This window comes from Lacrimispora sp. 38-1 (assembly GCF_049890855.1).
In the GTDB taxonomy this organism is placed as follows: Bacteria; Bacillota; Clostridia; order Lachnospirales; family Lachnospiraceae; genus Lacrimispora.
The window spans coordinates 1-15,096 of sequence record NZ_JBANEW010000055.1 but is presented as its reverse complement, the minus strand read 5'-3'; the positions used below and the strand labels follow the sequence as shown (position 1 = coordinate 15,096).

The 15,096-nt window shown below is 42.6% G+C and carries 14 protein-coding genes; 11 read left to right on the top strand and 3 right to left on the bottom strand.

Annotation, left to right across the window (positions count from 1 at the left end; translation table 11 throughout):
* Positions 1 to 378: 378 nt before the first annotated feature.
* Entirely contained in the window at positions 379 to 1,293 is a 915-nt protein-coding gene (locus V7D18_RS14160) for a radical SAM protein (RefSeq protein ID WP_426154949.1), read from the bottom strand.
* 101 nt (positions 1,294 to 1,394) lie between these two features.
* Between V7D18_RS14160 and V7D18_RS14155 the strand changes: the two genes are divergently transcribed.
* From V7D18_RS14155 to V7D18_RS14130, 6 genes are all read left to right on the top strand, one after another.
* Positions 1,395 to 2,105 (top strand): AzlC family ABC transporter permease, encoded by a 711-nt coding sequence (locus V7D18_RS14155; RefSeq protein ID WP_426154947.1) that lies wholly within the window; start codon positions 1,395 to 1,397, stop codon positions 2,103 to 2,105.
* Between the two features lie 11 nt (positions 2,106 to 2,116).
* Positions 2,117 to 2,437 carry a branched-chain amino acid transporter permease gene (locus tag V7D18_RS14150; RefSeq protein ID WP_426155215.1) on the top strand — a complete coding sequence of 107 codons (321 nt, stop codon included), beginning with the start codon at positions 2,117 to 2,119 and terminating at the stop codon, positions 2,435 to 2,437.
* Positions 2,438 to 2,665: 228 nt separating this feature from the next.
* A complete protein-coding gene (locus V7D18_RS14145; protein ID WP_426154946.1) occupies positions 2,666 to 4,720 on the top strand; it encodes a methyl-accepting chemotaxis protein in 2,055 nt (684 codons plus the stop codon).
* Between the two features lie 187 nt (positions 4,721 to 4,907).
* Complete coding sequence (locus tag V7D18_RS14140; RefSeq protein WP_426154945.1) at positions 4,908 to 6,419, top strand: histidine kinase; 1,512 nt, start codon at positions 4,908 to 4,910, stop codon at positions 6,417 to 6,419.
* A 14-nt stretch (positions 6,420 to 6,433) separates the two neighbouring features.
* Positions 6,434 to 7,237, top strand: a complete 804-nt coding sequence (locus V7D18_RS14135; RefSeq protein WP_426154944.1) for a response regulator transcription factor — start codon at positions 6,434 to 6,436, stop codon at positions 7,235 to 7,237.
* A gap of 134 nt (positions 7,238 to 7,371) precedes the next feature.
* Positions 7,372 to 8,442, top strand: coding sequence for a TRAP transporter substrate-binding protein (locus tag V7D18_RS14130; protein WP_426154942.1), 1,071 nt, complete (start codon positions 7,372 to 7,374; stop codon positions 8,440 to 8,442).
* A 54-nt stretch (positions 8,443 to 8,496) separates the two neighbouring features.
* Here V7D18_RS14130 and V7D18_RS14125 read toward each other — a convergent pair whose 3' ends face one another.
* Complete coding sequence (locus V7D18_RS14125) at positions 8,497 to 8,703, bottom strand: hypothetical protein (protein ID WP_426154941.1); 207 nt, start codon at positions 8,701 to 8,703, stop codon at positions 8,497 to 8,499.
* A gap of 165 nt (positions 8,704 to 8,868) precedes the next feature.
* Between V7D18_RS14125 and V7D18_RS14120 the strand changes: the two genes are divergently transcribed.
* Entirely contained in the window at positions 8,869 to 9,357 is a 489-nt protein-coding gene (locus tag V7D18_RS14120) for a LytTR family transcriptional regulator DNA-binding domain-containing protein (protein WP_426154939.1), read from the top strand.
* Between the two features lie 210 nt (positions 9,358 to 9,567).
* Here V7D18_RS14120 and V7D18_RS14115 read toward each other — a convergent pair whose 3' ends face one another.
* On the bottom strand, positions 9,568 to 10,224 hold the full coding sequence (locus tag V7D18_RS14115) for a DUF6709 family protein (RefSeq protein ID WP_426154937.1): 657 nt from the start codon (positions 10,222 to 10,224) through the stop codon (positions 9,568 to 9,570).
* Between the two features lie 191 nt (positions 10,225 to 10,415).
* Between V7D18_RS14115 and V7D18_RS14110 the strand changes: the two genes are divergently transcribed.
* From V7D18_RS14110 to V7D18_RS14095, 4 genes are all read left to right on the top strand, one after another.
* Positions 10,416 to 11,456, top strand: a complete 1,041-nt coding sequence (locus V7D18_RS14110) for a LacI family DNA-binding transcriptional regulator (RefSeq protein WP_426154936.1) — start codon at positions 10,416 to 10,418, stop codon at positions 11,454 to 11,456.
* Positions 11,457 to 11,835: 379 nt separating this feature from the next.
* The gene (locus V7D18_RS14105; RefSeq protein ID WP_426154935.1) at positions 11,836 to 13,206 is read left to right on the top strand and encodes an ABC transporter substrate-binding protein; all 1,371 of its coding nucleotides are present in this window, start codon (positions 11,836 to 11,838) and stop codon (positions 13,204 to 13,206) included.
* Between the two features lie 68 nt (positions 13,207 to 13,274).
* Positions 13,275 to 14,159 carry a carbohydrate ABC transporter permease gene (locus V7D18_RS14100; RefSeq protein WP_426154933.1) on the top strand — a complete coding sequence of 295 codons (885 nt, stop codon included), beginning with the start codon at positions 13,275 to 13,277 and terminating at the stop codon, positions 14,157 to 14,159.
* Between the two features lies 1 nt (position 14,160).
* Positions 14,161 to 15,003, top strand: a complete 843-nt coding sequence (locus V7D18_RS14095; RefSeq protein ID WP_426154931.1) for a carbohydrate ABC transporter permease — start codon at positions 14,161 to 14,163, stop codon at positions 15,001 to 15,003.
* Positions 15,004 to 15,096 lie beyond the last annotated feature (93 nt).

Below are 15,096 nucleotides of genomic sequence, written 5' to 3'. Positions count from 1 at the left end.
AAAGGGAAACAAAGTTACAAAGAAGAGGGAAAACTGACGAAAGGAGGTACAGTCCACCAGAAAGAGCAGATTCGTTTCATTTGAAAGAATGAAACAAAGGCCCCCACAATCTACCGATGTGAAAGACCAGTGGACACGAATCCTATGGAAAGAAGAAGTCAGTGATTCGTAATCTGATGAATAACCGAACAAAAGATGGTTCCACAAAAAAACTGGTTATAGCAACGGAGAGCGTAAAAAATTTATATAGATCATGTTGATACATACGCAACTTGTAAGGGAACATGAGACAGAAAAGAGGTATCAATTCCAATGGACGAGATAATATAGAAAGGGATATCGATGATGTATACAGTCGATATCCCTTTCTATCCGTTTTTAATCAGTTATAATCCCTTCTAAATCAAAAGGAGGTGTATATTCTTCTTTTGCACTGCTTTTTTCCTGCATAAATCCTTGTATAAGATCCAGCTCGATGGCTTTGTTAAGGACCTTATTATACTCATATGAAGTGATTCTTCGGTTGATTTCCGGATACAGAGCACTTTTGTAAAAGGGAGTATACTGGCTTAACAGGCTGATATAGTACATTCCATCAGGCAACTCCTCTTTCATCCAGGCAAGAAGAGCCATGGAATCCTCTTTTGCTCCGGGAAGAACCATGTGGCGTATGATAACGCCTTTTTCCATCAGATCGCCGGAGGGGTCAAATCTGGGTGCTCCGGTTTGAATGATCATTTGACTAATGGCTTTCGAGGCCTTTTCAAAATAGTCTGCTGCATTGCTGTATCTTAAAGAAAGGGTGCTGCTTTTGTATTTTAAATCAGGAAGCCATATATCAACGTATCCGTCAAGTGCTTTGATTACTTCTGCTGATTCATATCCGCCGCAGTTGTACACCACTGGGATGGCAAGCTTTGGTTTTGCAAGATCAAGAGCCCTGATTACAGACGGAAGGTACTGCGTGGCAGTTACCAGATTGATGTTGTGGGCCCCCTCATCCTGAAGTCTTAAAAATATAACAGACAGCTTCTCCGGAGTCAGTTCCCTTCCGAAATTCTCCTGGCTGATGGAATAGTTCTGGCAGAAGCAGCAGCGCAGTGTACAGCCGGAGAAGAAGACAGTTCCGCTTCCACGGCTTCCGCTGATACAGGGCTCCTCCCAGTGATGGAGGGCCGCCCGGGCCGCCATCACTGTATCTGTACAGCCGCAGTATCCCACGGTCTGATGGCGGTTAACTTTACAGTTTCTGGGACAGAGACTGCATGAATCATACATATAGTCAAAGTTCATAAGATTATACTCCTGTTATTGACAAATTAATTTAATTGAGGTACTTTATATAATAAAAAATTTGCCGGGAAAAGGCAATCATAAATGACAGGAAGAAGACGATGGAAAAACAATTCAAAAGAATGGAAGCATTGAAATATGCTTTCCCCAAAACAGTGCCTGTTATGGCGGGGTATCTGGTCTTAGGCGCAGCTTTTGGAATATTAATGAGAGTGAACGGATTTGGCATTTTCTGGGCACTCATCTGGAGTGTGTTTGTATATGCGGGAAGCCTGCAGTACCTTGGAATTACGTTTTTTGCCGCTGTTGTAAATCCGTGGTACGCTCTGTTAATGTCTCTGATGCTCAATGCAAGGCATTTGTTTTACGGACTGTCCATGCTTGACCGGTTAAAAGAGTCGGGTAAATTGAAACCTTATCTGATATTTTCTTTAACAGATGAGACATTTTCTGTTCTTTGCAGCGAAGAAGTTCCGGATCATCTGCCAAGATACTGGGTTTACTTTTTTATATCTTTTCTGGACCAGCTGTACTGGGTGGCAGGGACACTGGCGGGGGCGGTTGCAGGAACCATGATCCGTTTTGATACTGCTGGAATGGATTTTGCCCTGACCGCCCTTTTTACAGTAATTTTTATCGATCAGTGGAAGTCCGGCAAAGGCCGCCGGGCAGCGTGCATCGGGATTTTTTCTTCTATTTTATGTATTTTGCTTTTTGGAAAGGATGTTTTTATTGTACCTGCCATGCTGATGATTATTTCTGTCATTACCATCGGCTATGTGAAAAGAAAAGATAAGGAGGAACAGACTTGAAACAGAATTTCATGAATTATGCCCTGATCACTCTGGCTATGATTCTGGCCACGGTGATCACCCGGTTTCTGCCTTTCTTTTTATTCCCGGCAGGAAAGAAAACGCCAAAATATGTAACTTATCTAAGCAATACGCTGCCTTATGCCACCATTGGCCTATTGGTGGTCTACTGTTTAAGGGGAGTTTCTTTTACAGCCCGTCCCTATGGCCTGCCGGAGCTTCTTTCCATAGGAGCCATTGCGGCACTGCATGCATGGAAGGGGAATTCCCTGCTCAGTATAGGGGGAGGAACGCTAATTTACATGACATTGATTCAGACTATTTTCTCATAGCCAGGGAGCATAGAGCGTAAAAAGATATCTTATTCATTGTGAAAAATGGAGTAAGATATCTTTTTTTGTTGAAATAATAGACTTTTGTCTATTAAAAGATAAATAAAAAATCATTGTCAATTTATGGATACGTTGACAAATAGTTACAAAATATCGTATAATGAAAAAAACCATAAACGAAATGTCATGGTTCATATTTACCAAACAAGAGACAAGGAGCATAAGACTATGAAGACACCGGGGGATAAGAAGTGGAATCGGAAAACCCAGAAGGCAAAAGGAGTTGGGCAGGGTAAGAAAAAGAATGTGGGAGCATCAATTAAGGCAAAGATTTCTGTGAAATCGCTTAAGATGAAGATGTTAATGTTTATTATTGCCATTATTCTTGGATTATCCGTGACCAATATGATTGTCAGCATTACGGTAAGTTATAGTGGTATCACAGATGTTGTGAAAAGTGATCTGGAAGCAACTGGAAAGCTGGTTAATAACTTAATTGTGCAGAACATAGACCAGATGAAGGTCAGCATTGAAGCCAGCGCCCAGGGAGGAAGCTTAAAATCAATCAACTCCAGAGTGGTAACAGAGTACTTAAGCAACCAGTGTACTCTTTACGGTTATAAGGATCTGGCGGTAATCAGCAAGGAAGGCGTTGTTACCCGCACTGCCAGCGGGGAGCACATCGGTGAAAATTATACAGGTGCGGATTACATAACAAAAGCATTAAACGGACAGACCACTATTTCAACCACAGAATTAGACAGCAACAATGCGCTGGTAATCCGGGTGGCTACCCCATATGATTTTGGTATTCTGGTGGGAACTTATGACGGAAGTGTTTTAAGCAATCTGATTAAAGACTTCAAAATTGGTAAGACCGGCAATGCATTTCTTTTAGACAGTACCGGAACTTTAATCGGCGGCAATAATGCGGATCTTGTTCAGCAGCGCAGCAACATGATTGAGAATGCAAAAAGCGATTCTTCTTATGCATCCATTGGTAAGATGTTCCAGAAGATTATATCCGGGAAAACTGATATCGGAAAATATGAGTATAAGGGCGTGAGCAGATACTGCTACTACAGTCCGGTGAGCGGCAGTGACGGCTGGGCACTTGGAGTGGTTGCACCGATTAATGAAACGACTACTTCAATCTATGCAGTCGTAGTGGGAATGGTAATCCTTCTGGTGTTATCAATCGTTGTGAGCTGTTTCCTTGCATTCTGGTTTGCTGGTTCCATAGCAGGCCCCATATCAGCCATTGCAGGCAGGATGAAGCTTTTATCAAACGGTGATTTAACCAGTGATGTTCCTGTTGTAAAAAGAAAAGATGAGATCGGACAGCTGGCAGAGGAAATCGGCAATTATGTAACCAGTGTCAGAGATTATAACAGCACCATTGCAGCATCTATGGATAAGATTGCTTCCGGAGATTTCAGTCCTTCCGGGTCCATGAATTTCAACGGCGATTACGTTGTGATTCAGGAAGCGATATTAAAGGCAGAAGATATGCTGGCTAAAACCATGGAAACAATTAATGTGTCTGCAGACGAGGTTGCCAAGGGCAGCGCCCAGGTATCCCAGGGAGCGCAGAATTTAAGCCAGGGTGCAGTGGAACAGGCAGCTTCCGTAGAGGAATTATCCTCTTCCGTTAATGAGATATCAAACAGCCTTTTAAGCACGGCTAAGACAGTAGAAGGCATTAATAATCAGGCTGGACGTGTTGGCAAGGCCATGGAAGAAGGCAATGCCCAGATGCAGGTTATGATGCAGTCCATGGGCCAGATCAGCCAGAAATCCAAAGAGATTGAAAAGGTCAACAAGCTGATCGAAGATATCGCTTTCCAGACCAATATTCTTGCCCTGAATGCAGCGGTGGAAGCAGCAAGAGCAGGAGAAGCAGGAAAAGGTTTTGCAGTGGTAGCAGATGAAGTGCGTAATCTGGCAGGAAAAAGCGCCAATGCTGCAAAGGATACTTCAAGCCTGGTTGCAGATACCATTACAGCAGTTGAGAAGGGAACCGGAGTGGCTTCCTCAACCGGAGAGACCTTAAACGGAATTCTTATGGAGACCAGGAATATGGTTACAGCCATCGAAAAGTCTGCCAGTGAACTGCAGGAACAGAGCGATAAGGTAACTCAGGTAACCGTTGGAATCGAGCAGATCTCTTCTGTTGTACAGAGTAACTCCGCAACAGCAGAGCAGAGTGCTGCTGCCAGCGAGGAACTTTCCGGACAGGCAGAGAATTTACGGGAATTAATGAGTAAGTTCCGTCTACACTAAGGATAAAAAGTTTTTAAATGGATAAAATACCGCAAAGTTACGCATAGATTTTCCTGCGTATCTTTGCGGTTTCGTTTTGGACTGGATGAAAACTGAAGGTGCATAAATTTTTTAAATCTGGTATAATGAGAATGGCGGGTCACTTTCATAAGTGTCTTGAAAGAAGGAGAAGAAAGAGGGGAATTCGGTGAAAGTGGGACGATGGGGGTCGAAGAAGCTGCATGAGAAGTGGCTTTCTTTTACGTTAAAGCAGAAGATTAAGACAATCGCAGCCATGGTTATTCTGATCGTGGCACTTTCCATTATATTTAATATTGTAATACTGGATTTTGCGTTAAATGGATTCAACCAGATTCTGGAGGACAATTCCAGATGCCATGATTATCAGGCAGCTATGGAGGAGGAAACCAGAGCATTTAAAAATTATGTCAAAGACCGCTCCCAGGAGAGCAGGGAATTGTTTGATACAGCCTGCGCCAGGACAAAACACAGTGTTTCCCAGCTGCCCTTTGACTATGACAAGGTGGGAACAGAACGGTATTCCATAACATGGTCGATCCGGAATGGTTATGAGAACTACAGCAAGTGGCGGGATTTATTTCTTATGGGCAAGGATGAAAACGGTTTTTCCATAACCCAGTATATCAATGAATTATACCGGATCTACCGGATGCAGGATTATCTTTCGGATTACGGAAAACGTCTGGTTCAAAGTACCTTAAGAGAAGGAACCGATGCCTATCACGCCAGAGTTCCCATTTTGTACCGTTTTCCAATTGTGATATTGTTTCTTGCAGTGTTTAGCATCAGCGGAACCTTTTATGTAAGCCGGATGATGAACCGGGACATGGTGGATCCTGTGGTGCGGCTGGCGTGTATATCCAGAAAGATAGCAGGGAATGATTTCAGCAATGAGGATGTGGAAATTGACAATCAGGATGAGATTGGAGAGCTGGTACGTGCCTTCAATAAGATGAAACATTCCACCAGTCAGTATATCACCACATTAAAAGAGAAAAATGAAATGGCAGATCTCCTTCACAAGGAGGAGATAGAGAAGATGGAGATAGAAAAAAGGCTTGATGCAACCAAGCTGGAGCTGCTGAAAAACCAGATTAATCCTCATTTTCTCTTTAACACCCTGAATATGATTTCCTGTATGGCAAAGCTGGAAGACGCAGGTACAACCGAGCGCATGACAGAGTGCCTGGGCAATTTATTCCGGTACAACCTAAAGACACCGGAATCGGAGGTGCTGTTAAAGAAAGAGCTTCAGGTAGTGAGTGACTATATGTATTTGCAGCAGATGCGGTTTGGCAGCAGGCTTCATTACGACATCCAGTGTCTGGTGGACAGCGGCCGGATTATGATTCCCACCTTTACCCTTCAGCCTCTTGTAGAGAATGCGGTGGTACACGGCATTTCAAAGAAAGAAGAGGGAGGAAGCATCCGGATCCGTATATGGGAGAAGAACCAGAAGATTATTATATCCGTTGCAGATACAGGTGTGGGAATGAGTGAGGAGAGTTTGGTAGAACTGAGAGAGGCGCTGGCGGTTCATTCCACTGCCAGAGTAGGAATCGGAGCAGGCAATATTTACCAGAGAATCCATCGCATGTACGATGGAGGTGATTTTCAGATATACAGCAGACAGGGGCATGGAACAGCAGTTTTGCTGACCATTCCAGTCAGGCTGTGACAGAGGGAGCTTATATGTATCGGGTACTGATTGCAGATGATGAATTAATAGAAAGAAAGGTGCTTTATAAAACGCTGACAAAGGAACTGGGGGATCAGTGTAAAATCTGGCAGGCAGAAAATGGAAGAGAGGCGCTGGAACTGTTTGACGAGCATGATATTCAGATTGCGGTGCTGGATATTGAAATGCCCGGAATTAACGGCATAGAGGCGGCACAGGAGATGCGGCGGCGTAAAAGTGAGTGCAGTATCATTTTCCTGACTGCTTTTGATGACTTCTCTTATGCGAAGAAAGCCATTGGAATCCGCGTCCTTGACTATTTATTAAAACCCTGTAAGGAAGAGGAACTGATCAGTGTATTGGACGAAGCCATGCGTCTTGCTGATAAGGCGATGCAGGAAGGGAAAGAGGAGGAAGAGCTGAATATGCCGGAACCGGCTCTTTTTAAATCATCCACTGAACTGAATACAGGAGATGGACAGGTAAGGCTTCATAAGGTAGCGGAGGCGATCAGGCAGTACATGGAGGAAAACTATGTGAGGGACTTGTCCATGCAGGATGTTGCAAGGGTGATGAATTATTCAGAGGCATATTTCTGCAAGCTGTTTAAACAGTGCTTTGATAAAAATTTTACAACGTATTTAACGGAATGCAGGGTGGAAGCTGCAAAAAACCTGCTGAAAGAACCTATGGTCAACGTTAAGGAGATCGGTGAGGCTGTAGGTTATAATGATTCCAATTATTTTGCAAAGGTATTTAAGCGGGTCACAGGCATCAGTCCAACGGAATACCGGATGAGTATATTCAACAAAAAATAAGATCGTATCCTGTTGAATATATAAAAATTTTGCCGTTTCCTTGCGAAAAACCGCTGGATATAATAAAATATGTTAAGATGACGTTAAAAAGAGACAGAAAGCTATAATGACAGCGTTAAGGAGGACGGGGTTTTATGAGAAGGGAACTACCTGGTGTTTTTTTGTGTGTAGTCATGGCAGTAGTTCTTTCCGGCTGCAAAGGACCAGACCAGACCGGTGTGAAAGGAAGTCCGGCCGGACAGGAAGGGAAAGCATCAGTGGAAGCACCGGGAAAAGGAGTCTGGGAAAACCCTGAATATGTTTTTACCTATGCAGAAAACCAGGCAGAAGATTATCCAACAACTCAGGGAGCATATAAATTTGCGGAATTAATCAGCCAGAAAACCAACGGAAGGATCTTAATTAATATTCAGGCAGGCGGGGTATTGGGGGATGAAAAGTCTGTATGTGAGCAGCTGCAGTTTGGAGGAATAGATTTTATGCGGATTTCATTATCTCCTCTGGCAGAGTTTGTGCCCAAGCTGAATGTTCTTCAGCTGCCTTATCTTTACCGGGATGCGGACCACATGTGGCAGGTTCTTGACGGTCCCATCGGTAAAGACTTTATGAATTCGTTTGAAGGCTCTGAACTGGTGCCTTTATCCTGGTATGATGCCGGTGCCAGAAATTTTTACAACTCTGTCCGTCCCATCAGATCACTGGAAGATATAAAGGGGCTTAAGATCCGCGTTCAGGAATCAGAGATGATGATTGGGATGGTGGAAGCACTGGGTGCAAGCCCTGCCCCCATGTCTTATGCAGAGGTTTATTCAGCGCTGCAGACCGGTGCTATTGACGGTGCGGAAAATAACTGGCCCTCCTATGAATCAACCAGTCATTATGAAGTGGCTAAGTATTACACGCTTGACGAGCATAACCGGGTACCGGAGCTTCAGCTTTGTTCCCAGCCGACCTGGGACAAACTGTCGGAAGAAGATCAGAACATCATTAAAGAATGTGCGTTGGAATCAGCGGAGTACGAACGAAAGTTATGGTCTGAGCGGGAAAAGGAATCAGAAAAGAAAGTCCGCCAGGCAGGATGCCAGATTATAGAATTGTCTCCGGGTGAGAAACAGAAGTTTCAGGATGCAGTTAAGCCTATGTATGAAAAATACTGCAGTGATTATATGGATATTGTAGATGCAATTATTGAAACAGGCAGATAGGAATGACCCAGCCAGGTATCTTGTGGATATCCGGCTGGGTTTTCCATTTGGTATTTACCGCTTTTTATCTTTCACCTTTGCTTTGGGAAGATAAGGGTAGAGATCCTGGTATGCATCCAGTTCCTCTTCCGAAGCCGGTTCTGCCGGAATCAGTCCGGTTAAGTCAGTAGTGGAACAGGCCTGAATGTCAATATCATAATTGTTTTTTGCAGTAACCCGGTCTGACCGACTGCCGGAATCATTATTTTTATCTGATTTCATATCAAGTCTCCTTTCTGTGTGGTTGACAGTCCCTTTTTTAGTGTGAGAATATCTGCTGTAAATATTCATAGTTTGTTAAAGTCTCTTTCTGCGTTATCAAAATATGGATGAGCATGATGCAGGTAAGGCTGATTTATCCATAAATAGATTTACAGGGGGAAGATTATGAAAATTGCCTTTTTAATTGATGAAAAGCTGCAAATGGAAGCCGAAAAAACAAAAGAATGGAAAAGTCTGAATCTGATATTCAGACAAATGGGATATGATCTGATCGTATTATATTTACCATTTCACAAAAAACTGTCTGATCCGGAAAATTTGAAATATGCCGCCTTTTTTAATGGAAAACCTTTCGTTTTCAATATGGGAGAGATTTTATATCTGGAGTCCTATTATCGGAAAACAAGTGTAATGATAAAAGATGGCAGAATGCGTATCAAAGCAAGATTGAATGAAGAGGAACAAAGGCTTCCGAAAGAGTGGTTTATCCGGATCAGCCGCCATAACATTGTGAATATGCATAATGTCAGGTCTGTGAAAGGCGATGAGGTCGAAATGGTGAATGGAGATGTTCTTTATATCAGTTATAACAGGAGGAAGGAATTTGGGAAAGGTTACAGAGATTTTTTGAGATTAAATAATATACTGGTGTAGATAAAACGAAAAGAGCAACGAAAATGACGAAAAATGCATACCCCATTGTCAGGGATTGGGGCAGATGCTATTGTTAATGTAACAGAAACGCAGCAAATTTTGTTTCTCATTCCGATATCGGCGATTTTTTCTAAGATCATTTCAACTTTTAAATTCTTTGGGCAGGCAGCGAAAATTAAGCCGATTTCGCTGTCTGCCTCTCCTTTTATCTCATTCTACCGGTATATCCTTAGAAAACTCCTCCAGTATACAAAAGCGTCTGTAGATCCGGCGGAAAATTACTGCTGAAAGAAAAAGAAACAGAATGCCGGCTGAAAAAACAATCCGGTTAACAATAAAAGCTCTGGGGCGGATTAAAAAGGGAGTCCCCATCCCTTTTATCTCTTCCTCGCTGTATCCTGCTTCTGATAAATATTTATGAAAATACGGTAAAAGCTTCTTTTTCATGGGGATGATTTCCCCGTCAATAAAAATCTTCAGCTGAGGCTTTTGACCGCCTTTTAAAAAGGCATAAGTTTCTTCTGTCAGCCTGTCAAAGGAACTATTCTGGGTCTGGTCAGTCTTAAGTCCCAGATAGCCGCCGCTGAAAGGAATGATATAATAGTTGCCTGAATTCTTCTTTGGAACGATGATTCCGTCGCTGTTTTTCTCATAAGTAGTATCCGTTGCAAAATAGTCCAGTGCATAGACCACATTACCCTCAATATGACTCCCGATTTTGATTTCTTTTCCTTCAAGAAGATCCTCGAAGGTAACAGGAGGAAGAAATGATGTAATAAAACCGGAGAAAGAGAACAGTATAAGAATCATACCTGCTGCAAAAAGTATTAAAATACCGCTGTTTATTGATTGCATTATTTTTTTCATAGGTCAATAAACCCTTTCTCTTAAGTTTTAATACAAAAACATGGTAACAAAAACGTAAATAAATGTCAAGATATATAAATAGATGAAACCAAAATATTGCAAAGATGGATTTGTGAAACGTTTAATATTTACATATTGACAATTAATTAAAAATCTGAGTTAATAAGTACAAAAGATCTCTGGAGGAAATAATGGCGACAATCAAAGAGCTGGCAAAATGCTGCGGCGTATCGGTGGCTACAGTTTCCAATATTTTAAATAATAAACCTGGTGCCAGTGAGAAGACCAGGAAGCTGGTTTTGGAAATGGCAGAGCAGTTAAATTATACGCCCAATATCGTGGCGAAAAATTTAAAGATGCAGAAGACCAGAAGTATCGGAGTAATTGCGGAAGATATGACCATATTCAGCATACCGGATATTATTGACGGAATCACGGACTATTGTCAGAAACAGGAATACCAGATTCTGTTAACCAATTTAAGGCTGTTTAAAAAATATAATGATACTTACTACAATAAGGATGATTATTATGAACTGGTCAGACAGGAAATTAAAAAGCTAATGGAAAAACAGGTGGAGGGAATTATCTACGTGGCAGCCCATGAGCGGGTCATCCGCTGTATACCGGATACGCTGCCCATACCGGCAGTGATGGCCTATGGATATTCCAAAAGCAGGAAGATTCCATCTGTTGTGGTGGATGATGTAAACGGGGCAGCCCAGATTGTAAAGTATCTTCTGGACCATGGCCACAGAAGGGTGGGAGTCATAACCGGAAAACCGGACAGCCTTCATGCTCAGGCCAGGCTGGTGGGCTACCAGCAGGTTCTTTTTGAAAACAAAATACTGTATGATCCCGGTCTTGTGACAGAGGGAGACTGGACAAGACAGTCCGGATACCGCTGCGCCGCTGAACTCCTTGAAAAAGGGGTTTCTGCCATATTTGCCATGAATGATCTCATGGCAGGAGGGGTTTACGACAGAGTGGAGGAGTTAAAACAGACCATAGGCCATGACATATCGGTAGCCGGATATGATGACAGAGAGCTGTCAGGATACTATCACCCTCCTCTGACAACAGTCAGTCTGCCGCTTCATGATATCGGGTATAAGGCGAGTGAATGGATCATAGAGCTGCTAAATGGAGGAGAACTGGAGAATGAGGGGGAGAATGTCTGTGCGGTGGACTGCATGCTTCTGATACGAAAATCAGTGAGAGATCTGACATAGAACCGGAATGGTTATAAGAACGTTTATCTGTGGAGTATAACGGACAGACGTTCTTTTTTTGCAGAAAAGGGAAAGTTCGACAGGAACATACAGAAAATTATGTAAAATTACATGGTTAAACGATTTAAAAACAGGATTAAATTATGCAAAAATACTTTACATTGCCGTTTTCATGTGTTAGTATGCAATTATATATAAGAAAATTAATAAAAAACCAGTACAGTAACAGAAAGAATTACAAAAAATGCCGGATTTAGAAAAAATCATATAAAACGTTTAATAAGCCCGGCAGCACCCTCCTGGGGGGGACACTTTTTTAGAATCATACAGATGGCAAGATCTGTCTTGATAAGAAAGAATTTAAAAGGAGGATTCATTCATGAAAAGGAGAGTATTGGGGGCTCTTGCATGTGCGGCCATGGCGGTGATTCTGGCGGCAGGCTGCAGCAGCACCGGGAGCAGTTCAGGAGAAGCTGGCAGCAAGGGAGCCTCTGCCGGAAAGAAGTCGATGGAGGTGGCAGGTAATGATGTAACTACATTAAATGTATGGACATTTATTGAACTCCACCAGGACTTCTACGTGAACATGGCTGAAAAGTGGAATGAAGCGCACCCGGATAAAAAGGTTAAACTGGTATTAAGCAATATGCCCTATGATGATATGCACAATAAGCTTTCTCTTGCATTGGAATCTGGAGAAGGTGCACCGGATATTGTAGATATTGAGCTTGGAAAGTTTCCGGCCTTTATGGTTGGCAATATCGGATTGATGGAACTGAATGATGTGATCGAGCCTTACCGGAATAACATCGTACAGTCCCGTCTGGATATCTATTCCAAGGATGGAAAGGAATACGGCCTTCCCACCCACGTTGGAACTACGGTGGCATTTTACAATGAAAAGCTTTTAAAAGATGCAGGAATCAATTACCAGGATATTAAAACCTGGGATCAGTTTAAAGAGGCGGGAGTGAAATATCACGAAGCCACCGGTAAGTATTTCTCCTGTGTGGAAACATCTGCTTCCTGGATGATTAACCTGATGCTGGCTCAAAAGGGCGGAGATTACGTCGACGAGAACGGAAATTTAAACTTAAACAGCAAGGAACTGACGGAAGTGCTGGAATACATAAAAGGAATGCAGGAAACAGGGGCTTTTGCAACCGTTCCGGGCGGACAGCCGGATAACGAAGAAGCATATCCTTCTTACAATACAGGAGAATATGCCGTGCAGATTATGCCTTTCTGGCAGACTTCCAGATTTGTGAACTACATGAAGGATTTAAAAAAGCAGGTCGCCATTTCAACAGTTCCTGTATGGGATGAGAATGATAAAGAGACAGCAACCATCGGCGGAGGCGGTACAGGAACCGCAATTGTAAAATCAGGTAAGAATGCAAAGCTGGCTGCAGAAGTCATGGCTTATATCAAGCTTTCCGAGGATTCCAACCGTGAAGTATGGAATGTGCTTGGGTTTGATCCGGTTAATACCGCTGTGTGGACAGATAAAACCCTGACTCAGAATCCGGATAACCAGTTTATCCAGTATTTCACCAATTATCCCTTTGATACACTCTTAAAAACCAAGGACAGCATCGGGCTTTTGAGGGCATATACCGATGAGAAATATCCTTCCATTAACAATGAATTATGCAATGTAACACTGAACAGTATTTTTGAGGACGGCATGGATGTAAAAGAAGCCCTTGATTCTTCCCAGGAAACCTTAAAAAATGAATTTAAAAAATAGCAGGGATGCCGCAGGGAGTGATACCCCTGCGGCTGCTGTATAAAAATCATTACTGGAAGGAGGACAAAATGAAGAAATTCTTCTACTCGAAAAAAATAGCTCCTTATGTGTTCATCTGCCCTTTTGTAATTACCGTGCTGTTGTTCTGGATCGTTCCTGTCTGTAACGGGGTGCTTTTAAGCTTTCAGGATGTGCTAAAAAATAAATGGGTGGGGTTTGATAATTATTCCAGACTTTTAACAGATAAAATATTCAGAAAAGCATTATGGAACAGCTTTAAATACATGGCCGGAACACTGGTTTTGCTCATTCCCTTTCCTATGCTTTTTGCAACCATGTTAAACAGCAGATGGATTAAGAAGACGGAGTTCTTTAAGTCTGTGTATTTTATACCTGCGCTCACGTCAGTCGTAGTTGCCGGAACCATCTTCCGGCTGATGTTTGGAGAATCCGCAACCTCTCTTTTTAATCAGGTACTTGGATTTTTCGGAGTGAGTCCGGTTAAATGGTTAAAAGGTGCAGGCACCAGTTTCTTCGCCCTTCTTCTTCTGGCATGCTGGAGATGGACCGGTGTGAATATTTTATATTTCCTGGCGGGTCTGCAGAGTATACCCGATGATTTATATGAGGCGGCTTCCATCGACGGTGCTTCCGGCTGGCAGCAGTTTATTAAAATTTCCGTTCCTCTCGTAAAGCCCACCACAGTCTATGTGCTGACGATCAGCATTTATGCCGGTCTTTCCATGTTCTTAGAGAGCAACATGCTGTTTAAAGGGAATAATTCTCCCAATAACATCGGACTTACTATCGTAGGGTATTTATACAGACAGGGAGTGGAAAAACGGGCACTGGGCTATGCGTGTGCAGTGGGATTAATTCTCCTTCTCGTAGTTATGGCGGTGAACTTAATTCAGCTGAAGGTCACAGGAACATTTGAAGAGGGGAGGGACTGATATGAACAGAAGTATAAAAAAACGTACAGTAACCGCTGTTTTTTATCTGATATTCACCCTTCTTGCTGCAGGGATTTTTCTCCCCATATGGGTCCTTTTCATTGCCAGCTTTAAGCCGGGAGGCGACCTTCTGCAATATGGCCTGAATCTGGATTTAAACATTTCCAGAATGAATCTGGATAATTATATTCTTTTGTTTTCAGGACAGCATGAATACTGGAGATGGTTTTTCAACAGTATCATTCTGACTGTGATTACGGTATCCGGCACTCTGCTTATCAGCTCTTTTGTTGGATATGGGTTTGCTGCCTATGATTTTAAAGGAAAGAAATTCCTGTTTATCCTGGTGCTGCTCATTTTATCCATTCCTCTGGAAGTGGTTATGCTGCCTTTGTATAAGCAGATTTCTTCATGGAAAATGATGGACAGTTACGGAGCCATTGTTCTGCCGTTTCTCGCACATGCATCAACCATTTTTTTCTTCCGCCAGTATCTGCTCAGCATTCCACGGTCGTTAATGGAAGCCGGGAGAATCGACGGAGCTACGGAATACGGCATATTTTGCAGATTAATTGTTCCTCTTATGAAGCCGGCATTTTCTGCCATGGCAATATTAAACGGAATGAATGCGTGGAACAACTATTTATGGCCTCTGCTGGTAATCCGGTCTTCGGAGAAATACCCGCTGACTTTGGGACTGAATACACTGATTAATCCTTATGGGGATAATTACAGTCTTCTGATTGTAGGTTCCGTCTTTTCCGTTATTCCGATTTTCCTGCTTTTTGTGGCATTTCAAAAGTACTTTATAGAAGGAATGATGGCAGGGGCAGTAAAGGGATGAAGGACGTTTTACAATATCATAGAGTATGGATCAGCATTCCTTAAGTGTTCTTTTTCTTAGGGGTGCTGTTTTTTTATAAAATTCCTTTTTCGC

What these genes read in the sequence shown, in the direction of transcription:
- V7D18_RS14130 (WP_426154942.1), top strand. Translation starts at nt 7,372, where the DNA reads ATGAGAAGGGAACTACCTGGTGTTTTTTTGTGTGTAGTCATGGCAGTA.
- V7D18_RS14120 (WP_426154939.1), top strand. Translation starts at nt 8,869, where the DNA reads ATGAAAATTGCCTTTTTAATTGATGAAAAGCTGCAAATGGAAGCCGAA.
- V7D18_RS14125 (WP_426154941.1), bottom strand. Translation starts at nt 8,703, where the DNA reads ATGAAATCAGATAAAAATAATGATTCCGGCAGTCGGTCAGACCGGGTT.
- V7D18_RS14160 (WP_426154949.1), bottom strand. Translation starts at nt 1,293, where the DNA reads ATGAACTTTGACTATATGTATGATTCATGCAGTCTCTGTCCCAGAAAC.
- V7D18_RS14095 (WP_426154931.1), top strand. Translation starts at nt 14,161, where the DNA reads ATGAACAGAAGTATAAAAAAACGTACAGTAACCGCTGTTTTTTATCTG.
- V7D18_RS14100 (WP_426154933.1), top strand. Translation starts at nt 13,275, where the DNA reads ATGAAGAAATTCTTCTACTCGAAAAAAATAGCTCCTTATGTGTTCATC.
- V7D18_RS14135 (WP_426154944.1), top strand. Translation starts at nt 6,434, where the DNA reads ATGTATCGGGTACTGATTGCAGATGATGAATTAATAGAAAGAAAGGTG.
- V7D18_RS14105 (WP_426154935.1), top strand. Translation starts at nt 11,836, where the DNA reads ATGAAAAGGAGAGTATTGGGGGCTCTTGCATGTGCGGCCATGGCGGTG.
- V7D18_RS14115 (WP_426154937.1), bottom strand. Translation starts at nt 10,224, where the DNA reads ATGAAAAAAATAATGCAATCAATAAACAGCGGTATTTTAATACTTTTT.
- V7D18_RS14145 (WP_426154946.1), top strand. Translation starts at nt 2,666, where the DNA reads ATGAAGACACCGGGGGATAAGAAGTGGAATCGGAAAACCCAGAAGGCA.
- V7D18_RS14155 (WP_426154947.1), top strand. Translation starts at nt 1,395, where the DNA reads ATGGAAAAACAATTCAAAAGAATGGAAGCATTGAAATATGCTTTCCCC.
- V7D18_RS14150 (WP_426155215.1), top strand. Translation starts at nt 2,117, where the DNA reads ATGAATTATGCCCTGATCACTCTGGCTATGATTCTGGCCACGGTGATC.
- V7D18_RS14110 (WP_426154936.1), top strand. Translation starts at nt 10,416, where the DNA reads ATGGCGACAATCAAAGAGCTGGCAAAATGCTGCGGCGTATCGGTGGCT.